Source organism: Streptomyces sp. SLBN-8D4, assembly GCF_049739545.1.
Classification (GTDB): Bacteria; Actinomycetota; Actinomycetes; order Streptomycetales; family Streptomycetaceae; genus Streptomyces; species Streptomyces canus_C.
Genome location: NZ_JBMGQC010000001.1, coordinates 736,599 through 755,925 on the forward strand (window position 1 = coordinate 736,599; position 19,327 = coordinate 755,925).

Genomic DNA, 19,327 nt, shown 5'->3' on the forward strand with positions numbered 1-19,327 from the left:
CCCCTTCGTCGAGAGGCCGCCCGTGAGCGTGCGCGTCCGCCGTGTCTACGAACCCCCCGAGCCCGAGGACGGAGTCCGCGTCCTGGTCGACCGGTTGTGGCCGCGCGGTCTGTCCAAGGACGCGGCCCGCGTCGACGAGTGGCCGAAGGCGCTCACCCCGTCGACCGAGCTGCGCCGCTGGTACCACGCGGGCGAGGGCTCGTACGAGGAGTTCGCCGAGCGGTACGAGGCGGAGCTGGCCGATCCCGAGGCGGCCGGACTGCTCGACCGGGTCCGGGAGTTGGCGGGCCGGGGCGACGTGACCCTGCTGACCGCGTCGAAGACGCCGGAGCAGAGCCACGCCACCGTGCTGGTGCGCCTGTTGGGCCCCGAGGGCTCCTAGCCGACCTGCTTGGCCGCCGCCCGCCCCGCCGCGCGCCCGGAGAAGAGGCAGCCGCCGAGGAAGGTGCCCTCCAGCGCGTTGTAGCCGTGGACACCGCCCCCGCCGAATCCGGCGACCTCGCCCGCCGCGTACAGCCCTTCGAGGGGCTTGCCGTCGGTGCCCAGGGCGCGGGAGTCGAGGTCGGTCTGGATGCCGCCGAGCGTCTTGCGGGTCACGATGTGCAACTTGACGCCGATCAGGGGGCCGGCGGCCGGGTCGAGGATGCGGTGCGGGGTGGCGACGCGGCTGAGGCGGTCGCCGATGTAGCGGCGGGCGTTGCGGATGCCCTGCACCTGGGCGTCCTTGCTGTAGGAGTTGGCGATCTGGAGGTCGCGGGCCTCGATCTGGCGGCGAAGGCCGGCGGCGTCGAGGAGGGCCTTGTCGGTGAGCCCGTTCATCTTCTCGACGAGCTGTTCCAGGTTCGGGGCGGTCACGAAGTCCGCGCCCTTGCGCAGGAAGGCGTCCACCGGTCCCGGCGCGCCCTTGGTGAGGATGCGCTCCTTGAGGAAGCCCGCGCGGTCCTTGGCGGTGATGTCGGGGTTCTGCTCGGAGCCCGAGAGCGCGAACTCCTTCTCGATGATCTTCTGGGTGAGGATGAACCAGGAGTGGTCGTGCTCCGCGATGTCCTCGGTGGTGCGCAGGTGCTGCAGGGTGCTGAGGGTGTCGTAGCCGGGCAGGCAGGGCTCGGGCAGTCGGCGGCCGAGGGCGTCGAACCACAGGGAGGACGGGCCGGGCAGGATGCGGATGCCGTGGCCGGGCCAGATCGGGTCCCAGTTCCGGATCCCCTCGGTGTAGTGCCACATGCGGTCGCGGTTGACCAGGCGCACGCCCGCGCCCGCGCTGATGTCGAGCATCCGGCCGTCCACGTAGGCGGGTACGCCGGTGACCATCTCGGCGGGCGGGGTGCCGAGCCGCTCGGGCCAGTAGCGGCGGACGATGTCGTGGTTGGCTCCGATGCCGCCGGTGGTGACGACGACGGCCCGGGCGGTGAGCTCGAAGTCGCCGATCCGGTCGCGGTTGGAGGCGACACCGCGCGCGGAGTTGTCCTCGGCGAGGACGGTGCCGCGCACGCCGCGGGCTGTGCCCTCCTCGACGACCAGCTCGTCGACCTGGTGGCGGTGGTAGAAGGTCAGCAGTCCGTCGCGCGCGGCCTGCTTGGCGTAGCCGACGAAGGGCTCGACGACTCCGGTGCCGGTGCCCCAGGCGATGTGGAAGCGGGGCACGGAGTTGCCGTGCCCGTGGGCGGTGAGGTCACCGCGCTCGGCCCAGCCGACGGTGGGCAGGAACTTGATGCCGTGCCCCTCCAGCCAGGACCGCTTCTCGCCGGCCGCGAACTCGACGTAGGCGCGCGCCCAGCGCACCGCCCAGGAGTCCTCGTCCTCGACGCGGTCGAACTTCGCGCTGCCCTGCCAGTCGTTCCAGGCGAGGTCGAAGGAGTCCTTGATGCCCAGGCGCCGCTGCTCCGGGGAGTCGACGAGGAAGAGCCCGCCGAAGGACCAGAAGGCCTGGCCGCCGAGGTTGGCGGCGTTCTCCTGGTCGACCAGCGCGACCCTCCTGCCGCGGCTGGTGAGCTCGTGCGCGGCGACCAGGCCCGCGAGCCCCGCTCCGACGACGATGACGTCGGCATCCATGGCGACCGTCCCTTCCCTCATACGGTGGTGTCGCTGCCGTCGGTGAGCAGCGCGGTGAGCAGTTGTTTCAGCCAGACGCGGGCCCGATCGAGGTCCCCGTCCAGCAGCAGTTGGACGGTGACCCCGTCGTAGGCGGCGACCACGGCGTGGGCGGCGCCCTCGACGTCGACCAGCACGGCGGGCAGTTCGGCGTGCCCACGCGTGCGTGCCAGCCGGTCGGCGACGGCGCTCCGGAGCCGGGCCCGGTGTTCGAGCAGGGTCCGGGCGACCTCGGGCACGCGGGCGGCGTGCACCAGGAAGTCGGTCTTCACCAGGAGCCAGTCCCGGTCCAGGAGCAGCACGTCGGTGACCCGGTCGACGGCGGCCGGCACGTCGAGGCCGGGACCGTCGAGGGCGAGAGCACCGGAGACCTGGTCCGCGATGAGATCGGCGCGCTGCTGGTAGAGCGCGAAGAACAGCTCGTCGAGACTGCCGAAGTTCGAGTAGAAGGCGCCGCGGCTGTAGCCGGCGGCCTCGCAGACCTCCTCGATCGACACCCGCCCGAAGCCCTTGGCGGCGAACACCGAGAAGGCCGCGTCCAGGAGGTTGGCACGCGTGCGGACCCGGCGCCTGGTCACGCGCCTGGTCGTGTCCTCCACCGCCATGTCGGTCCCTCCGTTCGATACATGAATGTATCCGATACATCGATGTATCGAAAGGGTCGAACACCTCCGCGGAATTCATGGGAACATATTTTCGAATAAGGAGTACGCTGGGTTCATGACCGCGCACCTCCAGGGCTCCCTCTTCGACCAGACCGACCAGCTCCGGCTCGGCCCCCTCGACGGGATCCGCCGCACCGTGCTCGCCCACGGCGCCTGGATCGACGTACTGCCCGGATGGCTCGGCGGCTCGGACGCCCTGTTCGAACTGCTGGCCGCAGAGGTGCCCTGGCGTGCGGAGCGCCGCACGATGTACGACCACGTCGTCGACGTCCCGCGGCTGCTCGCCTTCTACGGCGTGGACGACCAGCTGCCGCATCCCGTGCTCACCGAGGCCCGCGAGGCGCTCACCGCGCACTACGCCGACGAACTCGGTGAGCCGTTCACGACGGCCGGGCTCTGCTACTACCGCGACGGCCGGGACAGCGTCGCCTGGCACGGCGACCGGGGCGGGCGAGGCGGCAGCCACGACACCATGGTCGCGATCCTCTCCGTGGGCGCGCCCCGCGACCTCGTACTGCGGCCGGCGCGCGGCGACGCCGAGACCGTGCGCCGACCGCTGGGCCACGGCGACCTGATCGTGATGGGCGGCACCTGCCAGCGCACCTGGGAGCACGCCGTACCGAAGTCCACGCGCGCCACGGGCCCGCGCATCAGCATCCAGTTCCGCCCGCACGGCGTGCACTGAGGCAGAGAGGCGGCTGCTTCGGCTGCGCGCGGGGGCTGCCTCCGGCGGACGGTGCCGGAGGCAGCCTCGTCCCTCCGGGGGCCGGACGAGAAGGACCGGCGACAAACCGCTGCAGCGGCGGGCCGGGAGAACGAAACCGTGGCACGGGCGGGCCGAGACCCCGGGGGCGCAGGTCTCCATGAGCGCGCCCGGCCCGGGGTCCGCGCCGGCCCCGTGGTGCTCGTAAGGCCGACGGAAGACGCCGACCCCGCAGGCAGCCTCGTCCCCCCGGGAGCCGGACGAGAAGGACCGGCGACAAACCGCTGCGGCGGCGGGCCGGGAGAACGAAACCGTGGCACGGGCGGCCCGGGACCCCCGGGGCACAGGTCTCCATGAGCGCGCCCGGCCCGGGGTCCGCGCCGGCCCCGTGGTGCTCGTAAGGCCGACGGAAGACGCCGGCCCCGGAAGCAGCCGCGTCATCACGGAAGTTGAGCGCTGGAAGACCGGTACCCGCCGCTCCGGATCGCCTGAGCGTCTGCTTTGCTGTGTGCCGTCGGGCAGGGACTCACCGGGCGGGGCGATCATGAGCGCAGGCGTGCAGCAAGTCGCGGACGGCACCTATCTGGTGCACGGCAGCAACACCAACTGGGTGATCCTGACCGAGGGAAGCTCCGCCACGCTGGTCGACACCGGCTACCCGGGCGACCGGGACCAGGTGCTCGCCTCCCTCGCCGAGGTGGGGAGTTCACCGGAGGCGCTCACGGCCGTGCTCATCACGCACGCCCACAACGACCACCTGGGCTCCGCCGAGTACCTGCGCAGCGCCTACGGCACGCCGGTCTACCTGCACGAGGCCGAAGTCCCGCACGCCCGGCGGGAGTTCCTGCACCAGGTCTCCGTCGGGACGGTCCTGAAGAACGGCTGGCGCCCCGGTGTGCTGCCCTGGGCGATGCACTCGATCCGCGTGGGCGGCACGGCCCACGTACCGGTCACCTCCCCGCAGCCGTTCCCGGCGGAGGGCGCCCTCGATCTGCCCGGCCGTCCGGTGCCCGTGCACACACCGGGCCACACCGACGGACACTGCGCCTTCCACCTCCCCGACCGCGGCGTGGTGATCTCGGGCGACGGCCTGGTGAGCGGTCACCCCACCTCGCGGGTCAAGGGGCCCCAGCTGCTGCCGGACATGTTCCACCACGAGCGCGCGCGTGCCGTGGCGTCGCTGGACGTGTTCGCGGAGCTGGAGGGCGGGGTGCTGCTGCCGGGGCACGGTCCGGTGCACCGCGGTCCGGTCCGTGAAGCGGCACTTCAGGCCAGGGACCGCGCGCTCTAAGGTGAGGTGACGATCACCGACCAGGCGAGGACAGAGCACCGATGGCACTGCAGATCAGCGCGACGAACCCGGAGCACCCCGCGCTCCTGCTCGAACTGCCGTGGCATCTGCCGCTGGAGCAGTGGCCGGAGGAGGTCCTGGTCCCGCTGCCGCGTGGCATATCCCGCCACGTGGTGCGCTACGCCCGCGCCGGCGACGAGGTCATCGCCGTGAAGGAACTCGCCGAGCGCCCGGCGCTGCGCGAGTACGAGCTGCTGCGCGACCTGGACCGGCTCGGCATACCCGCCGTCGACCCGCTCGCCGTGGTCACCGGGCGCACCGACGCCGAGGAGGCCCCGCTGGAGTCGGTCCTGGTCACCCGGCATCTGGGCGGCTCGATGCCGTACCGCTCGATGTTCGAGACGACCATGCGGCCCGCCACCATGCACCGTCTGATGGACGCCCTGGCGGTCCTTCTGGTCCGTCTGCACCTGGCCGGGTTCGCCTGGGGCGACTGCTCCCTGTCCAACACCCTGTTCCGGCGCGACGCGGGCGCCTACGCCGCCTATCTGGTGGACGCCGAGACCGGCGACCTGCATCCGCAGCTGAGCCCCGGGCAGCGGGACTACGACCTCGACCTCGCCCGCGTGAACATCAGCGGCGAGCTGCTCGACCTGGAGGCCTCGGGGGCCCTGCACCCCTCGGTGGACGCGATCGAGTTCGGCATGGAGATCTGCTCGCGCTACAGCAGCCTGTGGGAGGAGCTGACCCGCAGTTCCGTCTACCCGGCGGGCAAGTACCACTACATCGAGCGCCGGATCCGGCGGCTCAACGACCTCGGCTTCGACGTGGCCGAGATGCAGATCGAGCACGCGCCGAACGGCGACACGGTCACGTTCGTGCCGAAGGTCGTGGACGCGGGTCACCACCAGCGCCAGCTCCTGCGCCTGACGGGCCTGGACACCGAGGAGAACCAGGCCCGGCGGCTGCTGAACGACCTGGAGAGCTGGATGGCCACCCAGGACGACTACGCCCCGGGCGACCCCCTCGGCGCCCGCCCGGAGGTGCTCGCCCACCGCTGGGTGCGGGACGTCTTCCGGCCCACGGTGCGGGCGGTGCCGCTCGAGATGCGCGGGTCGATGGACCCGGCCGAGATCTACCACGAGCTCCTGGAGCACCGCTGGTACCTGTCCGAGCGGGCCCAGCACGACATCGGCCTCGACACCGCGGTGGACGACTACATCACGAACATCCTCCCCAAGGCCCGCGAGACGCTCCAGCCCACCCCGGCCAGCGCCGACTGACCTCAGGCGTGCGGGACCACGGCCACCGGGCAGTCCGCGTGGTGCAGCACACCGTGCGCGACCGAGCCGATGCGGGCGCCCACCGCGGTACGGCTGGCCCGGCGGCCGACGACCATCAGCTGGGCGCGCGCGGTCACCGACAGCAGCACCTGGCCCGCGCTGCCCATCTCCACGTGCTCGACGACCGGTACGTCGGGGAAGCGCTCCCGCCACGGCCGGAGCGCCGAGGCCAGGGCCTTCTTCTCGTACGGCTCCAGGCCGCCCGCCTCGTCGAGGAGCTTGAGCGAGCCCGGGCTGTAGGCGAACACCGGCGGCAGCGTCCAGGCCCGTACGGCGCGCACGGCCGCGCCGCGTGCCGCCGCCGTCTCGAAGGCGAAGCGCATGACCTCGGCGCTGTCCTCCGGGTCGCCCTCCTGGCCCACCACGATCTCGCACCCCGAGACCTCCGCGGTGGCCTGGTCCCCGGCCCGCACCAGGACCACGGGCCGCGTCGCCTCGGCGATCACCTGCTGGCCCACCGAGCCCAGCAGGAAGCCGACCACCGGCCCGTGCCCGCGCGAGCCCAGGACCAGGAACTCGGCATCGGCCGCGGCGGACACCAGCACGTCGACGCTGCCGCCCTCCACGAGGTCGGTGTCCACGTCGAGCCCGGTGTGCCGCCCGGTGACGGTCCGCACGGCTTCGGCGATCGCGTCCCGCGCCCAGCCCGCCTGGGTGTCCCGGTCCCCCGCGTCGATGCCCTCGTACGGCTGGAACCGCCAGGCGTGCACCACCCGCAGCCCCGTCCCCCGCCGCACCGCCTCCCGGGCGGCCCAGCCCAGTGCGGCGAGGCTCTCCTCGGTTCCGTCGATCCCTGCGGTGATCGGGCGTGTCATGCGCCGGCCTCCTCGTTCTTGATCAATGCGGTGGACCCTGATCCTCAGTCTTCACTACGCTCCCCGTATGGCATTGGAATGGGAGCAAGTCATCGTGGACGCCGCCGACCCGGCCGCCCTCGGGCGCTGGTGGGCCGAGGCCCTGGGCTGGGTGGTGGTCGAGGACTCACCGGACGAGTTCGAGATCCGTCCCGAGAAGGACCGGATCCCGGGGCTGCTGTTCGTGCCGGTGCCGGAGGCGAAGACCGTCAAGAACCGGCTCCACCTCGACTTCCGGCCGGACGACCGGGACGCCGAGGTCACCCGCCTCCTCGCCCTGGGCGCGCGGCACACGGACATCGGGCAGGGCGAGCAGTCCTGGGTGACGCTCGTGGACCCCGAGGGCAACGAGTTCTGTGTGCTGGGGCAGCGCCGGGCCTGACACCGGCGGGGTCAGGCATACCTGCGCGTAGCGGGGCGATCGAACATACGATGGGCGGGACCGGGCCGGTGACCACGGGGGGCGCCGTGCCCCGACCGACCGCCCGGGGTGGGGAGACGCATGGCACAGGCCGCCGAATCGGCGCGGACCGTCATCCTGACCGTGGACGACGACCCGGGGGTCTCCCGCGCCGTCGCCCGCGACCTGCGGCGGCGCTACGGCGAGTCGTACCGGATCGTGCGCGCGGAGTCCGGTGAGTCCGCGCTCGAGGCGCTGCGGGAGCTCAAGCTGCGCGGCGACCTCGTGGCGGTGATCCTGGCCGACTACCGCATGCCGCAGATGAACGGCATCGAGTTCCTCGAACAGGCCCTGGACGTGTATCCGGGCGCCCGCCGCGTGCTGCTGACGGCGTACGCCGACACCAACGCGGCGATCGACGCGATCAACGTCGTCGACCTCGACCACTACCTCCTCAAGCCGTGGGACCCGCCCGAGGAGAAGCTCTACCCGGTGCTCGACGACCTCCTGGAGGCGTGGCGCTGCAGCGACTACCGGCCGGTGCCCGCCACCAAGGTGATCGGGCACCGCTGGTCGGCGCGCTCCTCCGACGTGCGGGAGTTCCTGGCCCGCAACCAGGTGCCGTACCGCTGGTACTCCACGGACGAGCCCGAGGGACAGCGGCTGCTGGCCGCCGCGGGCCAGGACGGACAGCGGCTGCCGGTGGTGATCACCCCCGACGGCACTCCCCTGGTCAAGCCGGAGGCCCCCGACCTGGCCGCCCACGTGGGCCTCGCCACGACCCCGACCGCCGACTTCTACGACCTCGTCGTCATCGGCGGCGGCCCGGCCGGGCTCGGCGCGGCGGTGTACGGGGCCTCGGAGGGGCTGCGGACCGTGCTCGTCGAGCGCTCGGCGACCGGCGGACAGGCCGGACAGAGCTCTCGGATCGAGAACTACCTGGGCTTCCCCGACGGCGTGTCGGGCGCCCAGCTCACCGACCGGGCCCGCCGGCAGGCGACGAAGTTCGGGGCCGAGATCCTCACCGCCCGTGAGGTGGCGGCCCTGGAGGTCAACGGCGCGGCCCGCACCGTGCGGTTCACCGACGGGTCCGCGGTGGCCGCGCACAGCGTGATCCTGGCGACCGGCGTGTCGTACCGGCAGCTGGAGGCGCCCGGCTGCACCGACCTGACCGGGTGCGGGGTGTACTACGGCTCGGCGCTGACCGAGGCCGCCTCCTGCCAGGGGCAGGACATCTACATCGTCGGCGGCGCCAACTCCGCGGGGCAGGCGGCCATGTACCTGTCCCGGGGTGCCAAGTCGGTGACCCTGCTGGTGCGCGGCCCCGACCTGGCCGCGTCGATGTCGCACTACCTGATCCAGCAGATCGAGGATGCTCCCAACATCAGGGTCCGCGCGCGCACCGTCGTCGAGTCCGCGCACGGCTCCGACCACCTGGAGCAGCTGACCCTGCGCGACACCGAGACCGGCGAGACCGAACTCGTCGACGCGCAGTGGATGTTCGTGTTCATCGGCGCGGCCCCGCTGACCGGCTGGCTGGACGGCACGGTGCTGCGCGACGAGCACGGGTTCATCCTGGCCGGGCCCGACCTCACCCCGGACGGGCGGCCGCCCGCGGACTGGGAGCTCGACCGGCCGCCGTACCACCTGGAGACCAACATTCCGGGCGTGTTCGTCGCGGGCGACGCGCGCGCCGAGTCCGCGAAGCGGGTCGCGTCCGCAGTCGGAGAGGGAGCCATGGCCGTGATGCTCGTCCACCGGTATCTGGAGCAGTCGTGAGCGGGCAGCCGATGCCGTGCAGCCCCGGGGAGATCGGGTCGCTGTTCCTGTTCGAGAAGCTCTCCCCCGAGCAGCTCGGGCAGCTGTGCGGCGCGGGCCGGGTGGAGAAGTTCGAACCCGGACCCGTGTACACCGAGGGTGAACCCGCCACCTGCTTCTACGTCATGATCGAGGGCACGGTCGTGCTCTCCCGCCGGGTCGGCGGCGACGACGTGGAGATCAACCGCACCTCGCAGCCCGGGGTCTACGCGGGGTCCATGCAGGCGTACCTCGGTGACCGCGTGCAGCAGACGTACAACGGCTCCATGCGGGTCACCGAGCCCTCGCGGTTCTTCGTGCTGCCCGCGGAGACGTTCTCGGCCTTCATGCAGGAATGGTTCCCGATGGCGGTCCACCTGTTGGAGGGCCTCTTCTTCGGTTCGAAGAACACCCAGCGGGCCATCGGGCAGCGTGAACGGCTGCTGGCCCTCGGCTCGTTGTCCGCCGGTCTCACCCACGAGCTCAACAACCCCGCGGCGGCGGCCGTGCGGGCCACGTCGACGCTGCGCGAGCGCGTGGGCAAGATGCGGCACAAGCTCGGCGTCATCGCCCAGGGCTCCTACTCCCCCGAGGTCATGGCGAACCTCATCGACATCCAGGAGCGCACCGCCGAACGCGTCGCCAAGGCGCCTGCGTTGAGCCCGCTGGAGGCGTCCGACCGGGAGGACACCCTCGCCGACTGGCTCGACGACCACGGCATCCAGGAGGGCTGGCGGATCGCGCCCACCTTTGTGCAGGGCGGCCTCGACGTGGACTGGCTCGACCAGGTCGCGGCGACCGTGGGCGAGGAGATCCTGCCGAACGCGATCGGCTGGCTCAACTACACCGTCGAGACCGAGCTGTTGATGGACGAGATCAACGACTCCACGGCCCGGATCTCCCACCTCGTCGACGCGGCCAAGCAGTACTCCCAGCTGGACCGGGCCCCCTACCAGGTGGCCGACGTGCACGAACTCCTCGACAGCACGCTGCTGATGCTGTCGGGGAAGGTCGGGCGGCAGATCAAGGTCGTCAAGGAGTACGACCGGACCCTGCCGCGGATCCCGGCCTACCCCGCCGAGCTCAACCAGGTGTGGACCAACCTGATCGACAACGCGGTGCAGGCCATGAACAGCGTCGGCGGGGAGGGGACGCTGACCGTCCGGACCGCGCTCGAACACGACCGGCTGCTGGTGGAGTTCCGGGACACCGGGCCCGGGGTGCCGGCGGACATCCGCGGGCGGATCTTCGATCCCTTCTTCACCACCAAGCCCGTGGGCGAGGGAACCGGCCTCGGGCTCGACATCTCCTGGCGGATCGTGGTCAACAAGCACCACGGGACACTCCAGGTCGAGTCGTCGCCCGGCGACACCCGCTTCCAGGTGCTGCTTCCCCTGACCGCCGCGGACAACGACACCACCGAGGAGCCGGAATGACCGACGTCCAGGGCATCGACCCGAGCGTGCCGCCCAGCGGGGAGGGGTGCGTGGAGTGCGACGCGGCCGGTGGCTGGTGGTTCCATCTGCGGCGGTGTGCCCAGTGCGGGCACGTGGGCTGCTGCGACTCCTCCCCCGGTCAGCACGCGACCGGGCACTTCCGGGATTCCGGGCATCCTCTGGTGCAGAGTTTCGAGCCGGGTGAGGAGTGGTTCTGGAACTTCGAGACTAACGAGATGTTCGAGGCGGGGCCGGAGCTGGCGGGGCCGGTGAGTCATCCGGAGGGGCAGCCGGCGCCGGGTCCTGAGGGGCGGGTGCCGGCGGACTGGGCACGGACACTGCGCAGATGAGCTCGGGGTGACCTGTCGGTCGGCGGTGGGTCCCCGAGCCCCCGGACCACATGCGCTGTCAGTGTCGCGTGCCAGGATGTAAGCGTGTCGCAGATCTCCATCAGTACGCCGCTCATCGGGCGGGACGACGAGCTCGCCCGGCTGTCCGGTGTGCTGGAGCGGGCCCGGGGCGGGGAAGCCCGGGCCGTTCTCGTCGCCGGGGACGCCGGGGTCGGCAAGACGCGGTTGCTGGACGAGGTCAGCGGGCGGGCCGCGGCGGCCGGGATGACCGTGCTCGCCGGACACTGTGTCGATCTCGGTGATGTCGGGTTGCCGTACCTCCCCTTCACCGAGGTGCTCGGGGTGCTCGCGCAGGACGAGCGGTTCGCCGGTGCGCTCGCCGCGTACCCGGTGGTGGAGCGGCTGTTGGGCGGCGGCTCCGCCGGGGACTCCGGTGGGCGGCTGCGGCTGTTCGAGGGGATCGCCGGGCTGCTCGCCGATCTCTCGGACATCGCCCCGCTGCTGCTCGTCCTGGAGGATCTGCACTGGGCCGACCAGTCGTCCCGGGATCTGCTGCGGTTCCTGCTCAGCCGCGGGATCCTGCAGCGCTCGGCAGGCGGCGCGCCCACCCACCGGCTGGCCGTTCTCGCCTCGTACCGGGCCGACGACCTGCACCGGCGGCACCCGTTGCGGCCGCTGCTCGCCGAGCTCGTGCGGCTGCCCGCCGTGGAGCGGCTGGAGTTGCGGCCGATGGCCGACAGTGAGGTGGCCCGGCTGGTGCGGGCCCTGCGCGAGGGACCCCTGCCGGACACCACGGTGCGGCGGATCGTCGAGCGGGCCGAGGGCAACGCCTTCTACGCCGAGGAACTGCTCGCCGCCATGGGGAGCGGCCAGGGCGGGGTCCCCAGTGGGCTCGCCGATGTGCTGCTGATCCGGTTCGAGCAGCTGTCCGACACCGCTCAGCAGGTGCTGCGTACCGCCGCCGTGGCCGGGCGGCGCGTCGAGCACGACCTGCTGCGGGATGCCGTTCGACTGCCCGAGGAGGAACTGGAGACGGCCCTGCGCGAGGCCGTCGGGCGGCAGGTCCTGGTGCCGGGCGAGGCAGACACCTACACGTTCCGGCACGCCCTCGCCCGTGAGGCCGTGTACGCCGATCTGCTCCCGGGTGAGCGGGCGCGGCTGCACGGGGCTTTCGCCCGGCTGCTCGACGGGCGGGGGCACCGGGCCGAGAGCGCGGCGGAGCGGGCCCATCACTACCGCGAGAGCCATGACCTCGCCCCCGCGCTCGCCGCCTCCGTGGAGGCCGCGGACCACGCCGAGCGGGTGGGGGCACCCGCCGAGGAGCTACGGCATCTGGAGGCGGCCCTCGACCTGTGGTCGGCGGTGGAGCCGTCCGCGCGGCCCTCGGGTGAGGGGGTCGACCGGGTCCGGCTGATGCTGCGGGCCTCGGCGGCGGCAGCGCACGCCGGCGAACTGCACCGGGCGGTCTCGCTCACGCGTGCCGCGCTCGTCGGCGTCGGTCAGGAGGCCGACTCCGAACTCGCCGCCCGGGTGCGCTACACACTCGCCGGGAACCTGATGAGCGTCGACAACCTCACCGCCGCCTTCGCCTACAGCAGCGAGGCGCTCGCCATGATCCCCGCCGAGCCCCCGTCCCGTACCTGGGTGTGGGCCGCGGCGACCCATGTGCTGGCGGCCCGGCAGGTCGGGGAGAACGAGGTGGCGCTGCGGGTCGCCCGGCAGGCCCTCGGCATCGCCGAGCGGTTGGGCGTGCCGGACGCCCAGGCGGATCTGCTGATCTCCCTGGCCGTCCTGGAGGGCGGCGGCCGCCGTACTCCGGCGGGGCGGGAGCGGCTGCGGCAGGCCCGGGAGCTGGCCCGCGAGGCGTGCAACACGCCCGTGGAGATGCGCGCGCTGTTCAATCTCGCCATCGGCTGCTTCGAGTCCGGGCAGCTCGACGAGTGTCTGCCCTGGCTCACCGAAGGCCTGGACCGGGCCCGTCGCGCCGGGCTGCTGTCGTCACCGTATCCGATGGAGATGCGCTACCTGCACCTGCTGGTGCTGTACACGCTGGGGCGCTGGGACGACTGCGTCCGCGCGGCGAACGTCGATGCCGAGGTGCTGCCCGCGGCCGGCGGGTACACGATGGCGCCCGCGCTGTACGTGGCGCTCGCACGCGGCGACTCCAGGGCTGTCGACCGGGCCCGGGCTTTGCTGGAGGGGCCGTTCGACTGGATGGCCACGCTTGTCGCGGGCATCGCGCTGACCGACGCGGCGGCGCTGCGGGGCGACGCGGAGGAGGCGGTGGCGCGGATGCGGTCAACGGTCGCGGCACTGGCCGACGAGATGGGGACCCCTCCCCATGTCACCGTCCGGCTGGCCACGCTCGCGTTGTCCGCGGTCGCCGACCGGGCCACCGATCTGCGTCTGAAGGGGGACCAGGCAGGGGCGGGTCGCTGGGCGGAGACCGCGACCGGGCTGGTGGAGCTGGCCAGGACCACCGCCGTGCACGGCGAGGGCGGGATACCGCAGGGCCCGGAGGGACAGGCATGGCTGGCCCGGGCCGAGGCGGAGTGGAGCCGGGCCGCCTCGGGGCCGGATGCCGGGGCCTGGGCGAAGGCGGTCGCCGCGTTCGACTTCGGTGACGTGTACGAACCGGCGCGCTGCCGCCTGCGGTACGCCGAGGCCCTGCTCGCCGCCGATCGGCGTGAGGAGGCCGCGACCGAGGCGCGGACGGCGCGTGAGGTGTTCGCCCGGCTCGGTGCCACGGTGCTGCTGGAGCAGGCGGACGAGCTGATCCGGCGCGGCAGGCTCACCGAGGCCGGGGCCGTGCCCACCGCGTCGCCGCTGACCGCCCGCGAGCAGGACGTGATGCGGCTGCTCGCCCGGGGACGCAGCAACCGCCAGATCGGCGAGGAGCTGTTCATCACCGGCAAGACGGCCAGCGTGCACGTCTCCAACATCCTCGCCAAGCTGGGTGCGGCCAGCCGCACCGAGGCCGTGGCCGTCGCCTACCGCGAGGGGCTGATCGCCCCGGAGACGACGGCCCACGGCTGACGGGTCCTCAGCGGCGGGCGCAGTCCAGGCTGTTCAGGTCGACGGAGTCCGCCATGGCCTGCATTCCCTTGTCGTTGGGGTGGATGTGGTCCCCGCCGTCGAAGACGGGGAGCATCCGCTCGTGGTCGTAGGGGCTGCGCAGGACCCGGTCGAAGTCGGTGACCGCGTCGAACTCGTCGCTGTGGCTCCGGACGAAGTCGTTGACCTCCTGTCGTACGGCCTCGGCGGCCGGGTCCCATTCCGGCCAGCCCTTGAAGGGAGCGATGGTGGAGACGACCACGCACTTGCCGGCGTCGTGGGACCGGTCGACGATCTCGCGGTAGCCGGAGATCAGGTCCGCCGCGGTGACCCCGCTGTGGGCCTTGAGGTCGTTGACGCCTTCGAAGAGGAACACGGTGCGCACGCCCGGCTGGGAGAGCACGTCCCGGTCAAGCCGGTTCAGGGCACTCGGCCCGGCCCCGTCGGCCAGTACCTTGTTTCCGGAGATCCCCTCGTCGGCCACACCCTTGACCGTGGTGTGCGCCTTCTGCAGACGGCGGGCGAGGTAGTCGGGCCAGCGGCGGTTGCGGTCGCTGGTGGAGTGCCAGCCGTCGGTGATGGAGTCGCCGAGCGCGACGACGGCACCGGTGGCCGCGGGCGTGCGCACCGAGACCGCGTCGAGGAAGAACCACGAGCCGATGCTCTCGGTCCAGTGGGCGCCGCTCTCCTCGGCGGTGTGGTCGCCCCGGGTGGCGTACGACGTCTGCAGGGCCATCCAGTGACCGGTGGCCGGGCCCGCGGCGTCCGGGCTGTGGAGGCTGACGACGAGGTTCGACCCGGCGGCCAGCGTGCCGGCCAGCGGGTCGCTGTACACCGTGGCGCCGGGTTCCACGGTGACGGAGGACGAGCCGTCGAAGGTGAGCCGTCTGTTGGTGCCGCGCACCAGCGCGGCATCCTTCAGCTGGAGGCCGGCGTAGACGCTGTCGAAGGTGACCGGCTGGTGGCCGAACGCGTTGGAGAGCCGGATGCGGGGGTCCCGGCCGCCGACGCTGGTGTGGACCACCATGCGGTAGCCGCGGTCGGCGGCCGAGTCGCCGATGGAATAGGCGCTCGCGCCCCAGGTGATCACCCCGTCGGGCGGGCTGACGGCGGCCGGTGCGGGCGTGGCCCGCAGGGCCGCGGCCGCGACCGTGACGGCGAGGAGCCGGGCCCAGCGGGCTGTCCGGCGGCTCATCGGCCGAAGCCCTTCAGGGTGACCGTGGCTCCGGGCTCGAGTGTCACCGTGCGGGTGCTCCCCGCGTGGGCGACCGTCGTGGTGCGGCCGCCGGTACTGCGGATCCGTGCTTCGGTCGGTTTCCCATCCCGCCAGCGTAGGTCGACGACGAAGCCGCCGCGGGCGTTCGCTCCGCTGAGGGAGCCGGAGGTGGCCCAGGCGTCGGGCAGGGCGGGCAGGAGTTCCAGGTGGCCGGGGCGGGAGTAGAGCAGCATCTCGATCATCGCTGCAGGGGTACCCAGATTCGCGTCGATCTGAAAGATTCCGCGGCCCTGTTCCACCTGGTAGATGTCGAAGAGGTTGAAGGCGGTGCCGTTGCTGCCGTCGTTGGATGGCCGGAGGTTGTTGACCACCAGCTGGTAGGCGTTGTCGGCGTGCTTGAGGCGGGCCCAGCACAGAGCGCGCCAGGCGTTGGCCCAGCCGAAGCTCTCCATGCCGCGGGCGGTGAGCAGGGCGGTGGCTCCCTCGACGATCTCGGCCGGGGTGGAGCCGTCGGGGCGGATGCGGTCGCCGGGGAAGAGTCCGACGAGGGGGGACAGGTGGCGGTGGGTGGTCTCGCCGAGGTTGTCGGGGGACATCCACTCCTCCAGCCAGCCCGTGGTGGGGCTGACCTGCGGGAGGTAGAGGCGTTTGCGGAGGCCGGCGATCGCGGCGGCGAATCCCGTGTCCTTCTTCAACGCGGCCGCGGCCGTGCAGTAGTTGCCGAACAGGGCCCACACGAGTTCCTGGGCGTAGGTGATGCCCTTGGCGTCGAGGGGGCCGTGTTCGGGCGACCAGTCGCTGTCGGCGACCAGGACTTCCCGTGACGTGCCCGGGAGGGTCGTGGTCAGCAGGCGTGCCTCCCAGAACTCGCAGGCACCCTTCAGGAGGGGGTAGATCTTCTCCAGATGGGCCCGGGAGGTGGTGAACTCATAGTGCTCGTAAAGGGAGTTGCACAGCCAGGCGTTGCCCGCCGGGTGCCACCACCAGCCGCCCCCGCCGAAGGGGTTGGTGGAGATGGCGACCGTCCAGCCGGCGTTCTTGCCCGTCGAGTTGCGGTAACGGTTGCGGGGGTCGTTGAACAGCCTGCGGGTGAGGTCGTTCCAGGACGGCAGTTGAGCCACGCAGTAGTCCGTGAACGCGTCGAAGCACTGGGACAGGCCGGTCCGGTCGGTCGCCCAGTAGTTCATCTGGAGGTTGATGTCGGTGTGGTAGTCGCCCATCCAGTCGGGGTCGTTGCCGTCCAGCCACAGCCCCTGCAGGGCAAGCGGCAGGCTGCCACGTGAGGCCGCGATCGTCAGGTAGCGGCCGAACTGCAGGTACTGGGCCTCCAGTTCGGGGTCGGGCACTCCGTCCCGGGCACGGGCGCGCAGCCGCTCCCAGGTGTCGAGGGCGCGCTGCTCGGCGGAGGAGGCGCCGAGCGAGACGTCCAACTGCCCGAACAGGGCGTGGTGGTCGGCGGTGTGGGTGGACAGCAGGCTGCTCGCCGAGTGCCGGGCGGCCGCGCGGACCTTGGCGCGCGCGAGCTCCTGCGGGTCGAGCGCGGAGTCGCGGAAGTGGGCGGCGGCGTCGGGTGCGTAGTTGGTGCCGCCGCTCAGGACGACGGTGAGTTCCCTGCACCCGGTGAAGCCGATGTGCGGGCCCTCGACGGTGACGCTGCCGCCGGAGCCGTACGCGGTGATCGCGGCTCCGTAGCGCAGTCCGTTCGGGAGGGTGGCCCCGAAGGAGACCGCGGGCTCCTCGCCGTGCGTTCCCTCCAGGGTGATCGTGCCGGTGTAGCGGCCTCCCCCGCTCTGGGTGAAGTGCAGGACGATGACGTCGTCGGGGTGGCTGGCGAAGATCTGTCGTCGGTAGGCCACCCCGGAGCGGACGTACGACGTCTCGTTCACGCCCCGGGCGAGGTCGAGGGTGCGGCGGTAGCCCGAGACGGCGGACAGGTCGTGGTCGGGGATGTCCACGGCGAGCCGGGCCAGCAGGGTGAAGGAGCCGAAGTCCTGGCGGCCGTAGGGGAACTGGCCGTCGGCGTCGAGGGTGTCGTTGAGGCCGCCGGTCCACAGGGTGGCGTCGGTGACGAGGAGGAGTTCGCGGCCGGGGTCGTTGCTCACGAGGGCGCCGAGGCGGCCGTTGCCGACGGGCAGGCCCTGTTCGATCATCGAGTGCTCGTCGGCGGGGGCCTGCCACCACAACCGGTGGCGGGCGTCGGTGTCGAGGGCGGCGACCGGTCTTTGCGGCGCTGCGGTCGCCTTGAAGGTGGGCAGGGCGGCGAGCGCGGCGGTCAGCGCGAGGACACCGCGTCTGGAGGGGGCGGGGGTCATGGCGGCTCCTGGTGGCTCGGTCAGGACTTCGGTACGTCGATCCGGTCGATGTCCGGCGCATAGCCGGTGCCGCTGTCGAAGGTGATCGTGTTGGCGCCGGCCTTGAGCGTCACGGGCACGTACACGCTCGCCACGGTCCCCCAGTCGCCGGTGGCGGGGAGCTTGTGGCGGGTGGCGCCGCCGCCGTTCGCCGAGATGTCCACCGAGCGGGCGTCACCGCTGATGTAGGAGACCTTGATCTGGTAGGTGCCGGCCCGGGCGACCATCACGTCGTTGAAGGTCAGCTTGCCGCCGAGGTACAGATTGCCCACCTTCTTCCCGTCGGAGCAGGCGGAGCAGTCGGCGACGGAGGCGTTGCCGCCGAGGGTGTTGGCGGAGGACTCGGCCTCGTGTCCCGTGAGGGCGACCGCGGTGCCGCGCGGGGTGACCGTGAACAGGCGCGAGCCGTGGGCGGGCAGGGCCTGGGTGATCTTGTTCTGGTAGGTGCCGAGGTTCTCGTGGTTCCACAGATCGCGGACGGACGCCTTGCCGGTGAAGCCGAGGGTGGTCCAGTCGGCGGTGACGGCGGCGGGGGCGTCGGCGAGGTTGAACAGGGCGACGGTGTAGGTGCCGTCGGGGTTCTTCGCGGCCCAGACCTGCTGCGGGTCGGACGGGGTGACCGGCTGGGCGGGCGGGTTGGGGCCCTGGTCGATCGCGATGACCTCGCGGTTGGTCAGCAGGGAGAGCCCGTAGGAGTCGAGGCGGGTGAGGTCGTCACCGGTGTACAGGGGGGACTTGGCGATGGCCCACAGGGTCGCGTAGCTCTGCCGTTCGGCCTTGGTGAGGCCGTCCATCTGCCCGTTGCCGACGTCGAGGGAGTCGAGGTCGTTCCAGCCTCCGGGTCCGGCGTGCCGGGTCCAGGCCGGGGTGTCGTCCCAGCGGTCGTCGACGGAGTTCTCCCAGCTGACGAGGGTGTTGCAGTAGCACTCGACGTCGGTGTCGATCCGCCAGCCCTGGGAGTACTTCTTCCAGTCGGCGGCATGGCCGATGTCGAGGGACCAGGAGACTTCGAGGTGGATCGGGCGGCCGGTGCCGGCTATCGCCTGGTGCCAGGCGGCCACGTCGGCAACGTTGTCGTACTGGTCGCCGCTCTTGCCGGATCCGGGGCCGACGCCGTCGAGCTTGAGGAAGTCGAAGCCCCAGTCGGCGATCAACTGGGCCTGGGAGTCTATGTACTTGCCGGCGCACGGCTTGGAGAAGTCGAGCTTGTAGGCGCTGTCCCAGCCGTTGGTGGTGCGCAGGTCGTCGTACACGATGTCGGCGGTGGTGCAGCCGTCCGCGTTCAGGATCGGGGTCCTGCCGTCGCCGTAGGCCCCCTTCTCCAGGCCGGCCGGGAGGTAGATGCCGGCCTTGAGGCCCTTGGCGTGGATGCGGTCGGCGACGGCCCTCATGCCGTGGGGGAAGCGGACCGGGTCGGGCTTCTGGCGGCCGTACTGGTCGAACCCGGACTTCCAGCTCTTGTCCATCCACCAGCCGGCGTCGATGTTGACGTACTCGTAGCCGTATTTCTTCAGCTTGGCGGCCAGGGCGTCGGTCTGCTTGAGGACGTTGGCCTCGGTGAGGTAGCTGTAGTCGCCGTCCGGGTTGAGGCCGGGGTACTTGGAGGACTGCATGCTCCAGCTGGACCAGCCCATGTAGGGCTTGGCGGCGAGGGCGGGCGCGGGGGTGTCGGCGGCGTGCGCGGTGGGGACCGCGACCGCGGTGAGGGCGAGCACCAGCAGGGCTCTGGCGGGCATGGCGAAGTACGAGGATGACCGCATGGGTCGTACCTCCAAT

General features: G+C 72.0%; 15 protein-coding genes. 9 read left to right on the plus strand and 6 right to left on the minus strand.

Annotated elements, in window-relative coordinates:
• Positions 1–22: 22 nt before the first annotated feature.
• Complete coding sequence (locus RKD20_RS03325; protein ID WP_424876304.1) at positions 23–382, plus strand: DUF488 domain-containing protein; 360 nt, start codon at positions 23–25, stop codon at positions 380–382.
• Here the strand turns inward: RKD20_RS03325 and RKD20_RS03330 are convergent.
• Together RKD20_RS03330 and RKD20_RS03335 are read right to left on the minus strand one after the other, a co-directional pair.
• Positions 379–2,052, minus strand: coding sequence for an FAD-binding dehydrogenase (locus RKD20_RS03330; protein WP_424876305.1), 1,674 nt, complete (start codon positions 2,050–2,052; stop codon positions 379–381). The two genes, RKD20_RS03325 and RKD20_RS03330, sit on opposite strands and share 4 nt — an antisense overlap.
• Before the next feature lie 17 nt (positions 2,053–2,069).
• A complete protein-coding gene (locus RKD20_RS03335) occupies positions 2,070–2,696 on the minus strand; it encodes a TetR/AcrR family transcriptional regulator (RefSeq protein WP_424876306.1) in 627 nt (208 codons plus the stop codon).
• A 115-nt stretch (positions 2,697–2,811) separates the two neighbouring features.
• Here RKD20_RS03335 and RKD20_RS03340 point away from each other — a divergent pair, with 115 nt between their 5' ends.
• From RKD20_RS03340 to RKD20_RS03350, 3 genes are all read left to right on the plus strand, one after another.
• On the plus strand, positions 2,812–3,441 hold the full coding sequence (locus RKD20_RS03340; RefSeq protein ID WP_424876307.1) for an alpha-ketoglutarate-dependent dioxygenase AlkB: 630 nt from the start codon (positions 2,812–2,814) through the stop codon (positions 3,439–3,441).
• Positions 3,442–4,003: 562 nt separating this feature from the next.
• Complete coding sequence (locus RKD20_RS03345; RefSeq protein ID WP_424876308.1) at positions 4,004–4,750, plus strand: MBL fold metallo-hydrolase; 747 nt, start codon at positions 4,004–4,006, stop codon at positions 4,748–4,750.
• Between the two features lie 41 nt (positions 4,751–4,791).
• Positions 4,792–6,033 (plus strand): DUF4032 domain-containing protein, encoded by a 1,242-nt coding sequence (locus RKD20_RS03350; RefSeq protein WP_424876309.1) that lies wholly within the window; start codon positions 4,792–4,794, stop codon positions 6,031–6,033.
• A 2-nt stretch (positions 6,034–6,035) separates the two neighbouring features.
• Here the strand turns inward: RKD20_RS03350 and RKD20_RS03355 are convergent, their stop codons facing one another.
• Positions 6,036–6,908, minus strand: a complete 873-nt coding sequence (locus RKD20_RS03355) for a universal stress protein (RefSeq protein WP_424876310.1) — start codon at positions 6,906–6,908, stop codon at positions 6,036–6,038.
• A 67-nt stretch (positions 6,909–6,975) separates the two neighbouring features.
• Between RKD20_RS03355 and RKD20_RS03360 the strand changes: the two genes are divergently transcribed.
• The 5 genes from RKD20_RS03360 to RKD20_RS03380 all read left to right on the plus strand — a co-directional run bounded on the left by RKD20_RS03360 (position 6,976) and on the right by RKD20_RS03380 (position 13,966).
• Complete coding sequence (locus tag RKD20_RS03360; protein WP_037898818.1) at positions 6,976–7,329, plus strand: VOC family protein; 354 nt, start codon at positions 6,976–6,978, stop codon at positions 7,327–7,329.
• A 120-nt stretch (positions 7,330–7,449) separates the two neighbouring features.
• Entirely contained in the window at positions 7,450–9,126 is a 1,677-nt protein-coding gene (locus tag RKD20_RS03365; protein WP_424876311.1) for an FAD-dependent oxidoreductase, read from the plus strand.
• Positions 9,123–10,580, plus strand: coding sequence for an ATP-binding protein (locus RKD20_RS03370; RefSeq protein WP_424876312.1), 1,458 nt, complete (start codon positions 9,123–9,125; stop codon positions 10,578–10,580). The genes RKD20_RS03365 and RKD20_RS03370 overlap by 4 nt, the downstream gene beginning before the upstream one ends.
• Entirely contained in the window at positions 10,577–10,930 is a 354-nt protein-coding gene (locus RKD20_RS03375; protein WP_424876313.1) for a UBP-type zinc finger domain-containing protein, read from the plus strand. Before RKD20_RS03370 ends, RKD20_RS03375 begins: the two co-directional genes overlap by 4 nt.
• Positions 10,931–11,014: 84 nt before the next feature.
• Positions 11,015–13,966 (plus strand): helix-turn-helix transcriptional regulator, encoded by a 2,952-nt coding sequence (locus RKD20_RS03380; protein ID WP_424876314.1) that lies wholly within the window; start codon positions 11,015–11,017, stop codon positions 13,964–13,966.
• Positions 13,967–13,973: 7 nt separating this feature from the next.
• Here RKD20_RS03380 and RKD20_RS03385 read toward each other — a convergent pair whose 3' ends face one another.
• The 3 genes from RKD20_RS03385 to RKD20_RS03395 are packed head-to-tail and all read right to left on the minus strand — an operon-like array spanning position 13,974 to position 19,311.
• Complete coding sequence (locus RKD20_RS03385) at positions 13,974–15,179, minus strand: SGNH/GDSL hydrolase family protein (RefSeq protein WP_424876315.1); 1,206 nt, start codon at positions 15,177–15,179, stop codon at positions 13,974–13,976.
• Positions 15,176–17,512, minus strand: a complete 2,337-nt coding sequence (locus RKD20_RS03390) for a glycosyl hydrolase family 95 catalytic domain-containing protein (protein ID WP_424876316.1) — start codon at positions 17,510–17,512, stop codon at positions 15,176–15,178. The genes RKD20_RS03385 and RKD20_RS03390 overlap by 4 nt, the downstream gene beginning before the upstream one ends.
• Before the next feature lie 20 nt (positions 17,513–17,532).
• Positions 17,533–19,311, minus strand: coding sequence for an alpha-galactosidase D (locus tag RKD20_RS03395; RefSeq protein ID WP_424876317.1), 1,779 nt, complete (start codon positions 19,309–19,311; stop codon positions 17,533–17,535).
• Between the last annotated feature and the right edge of the window lie 16 nt (positions 19,312–19,327).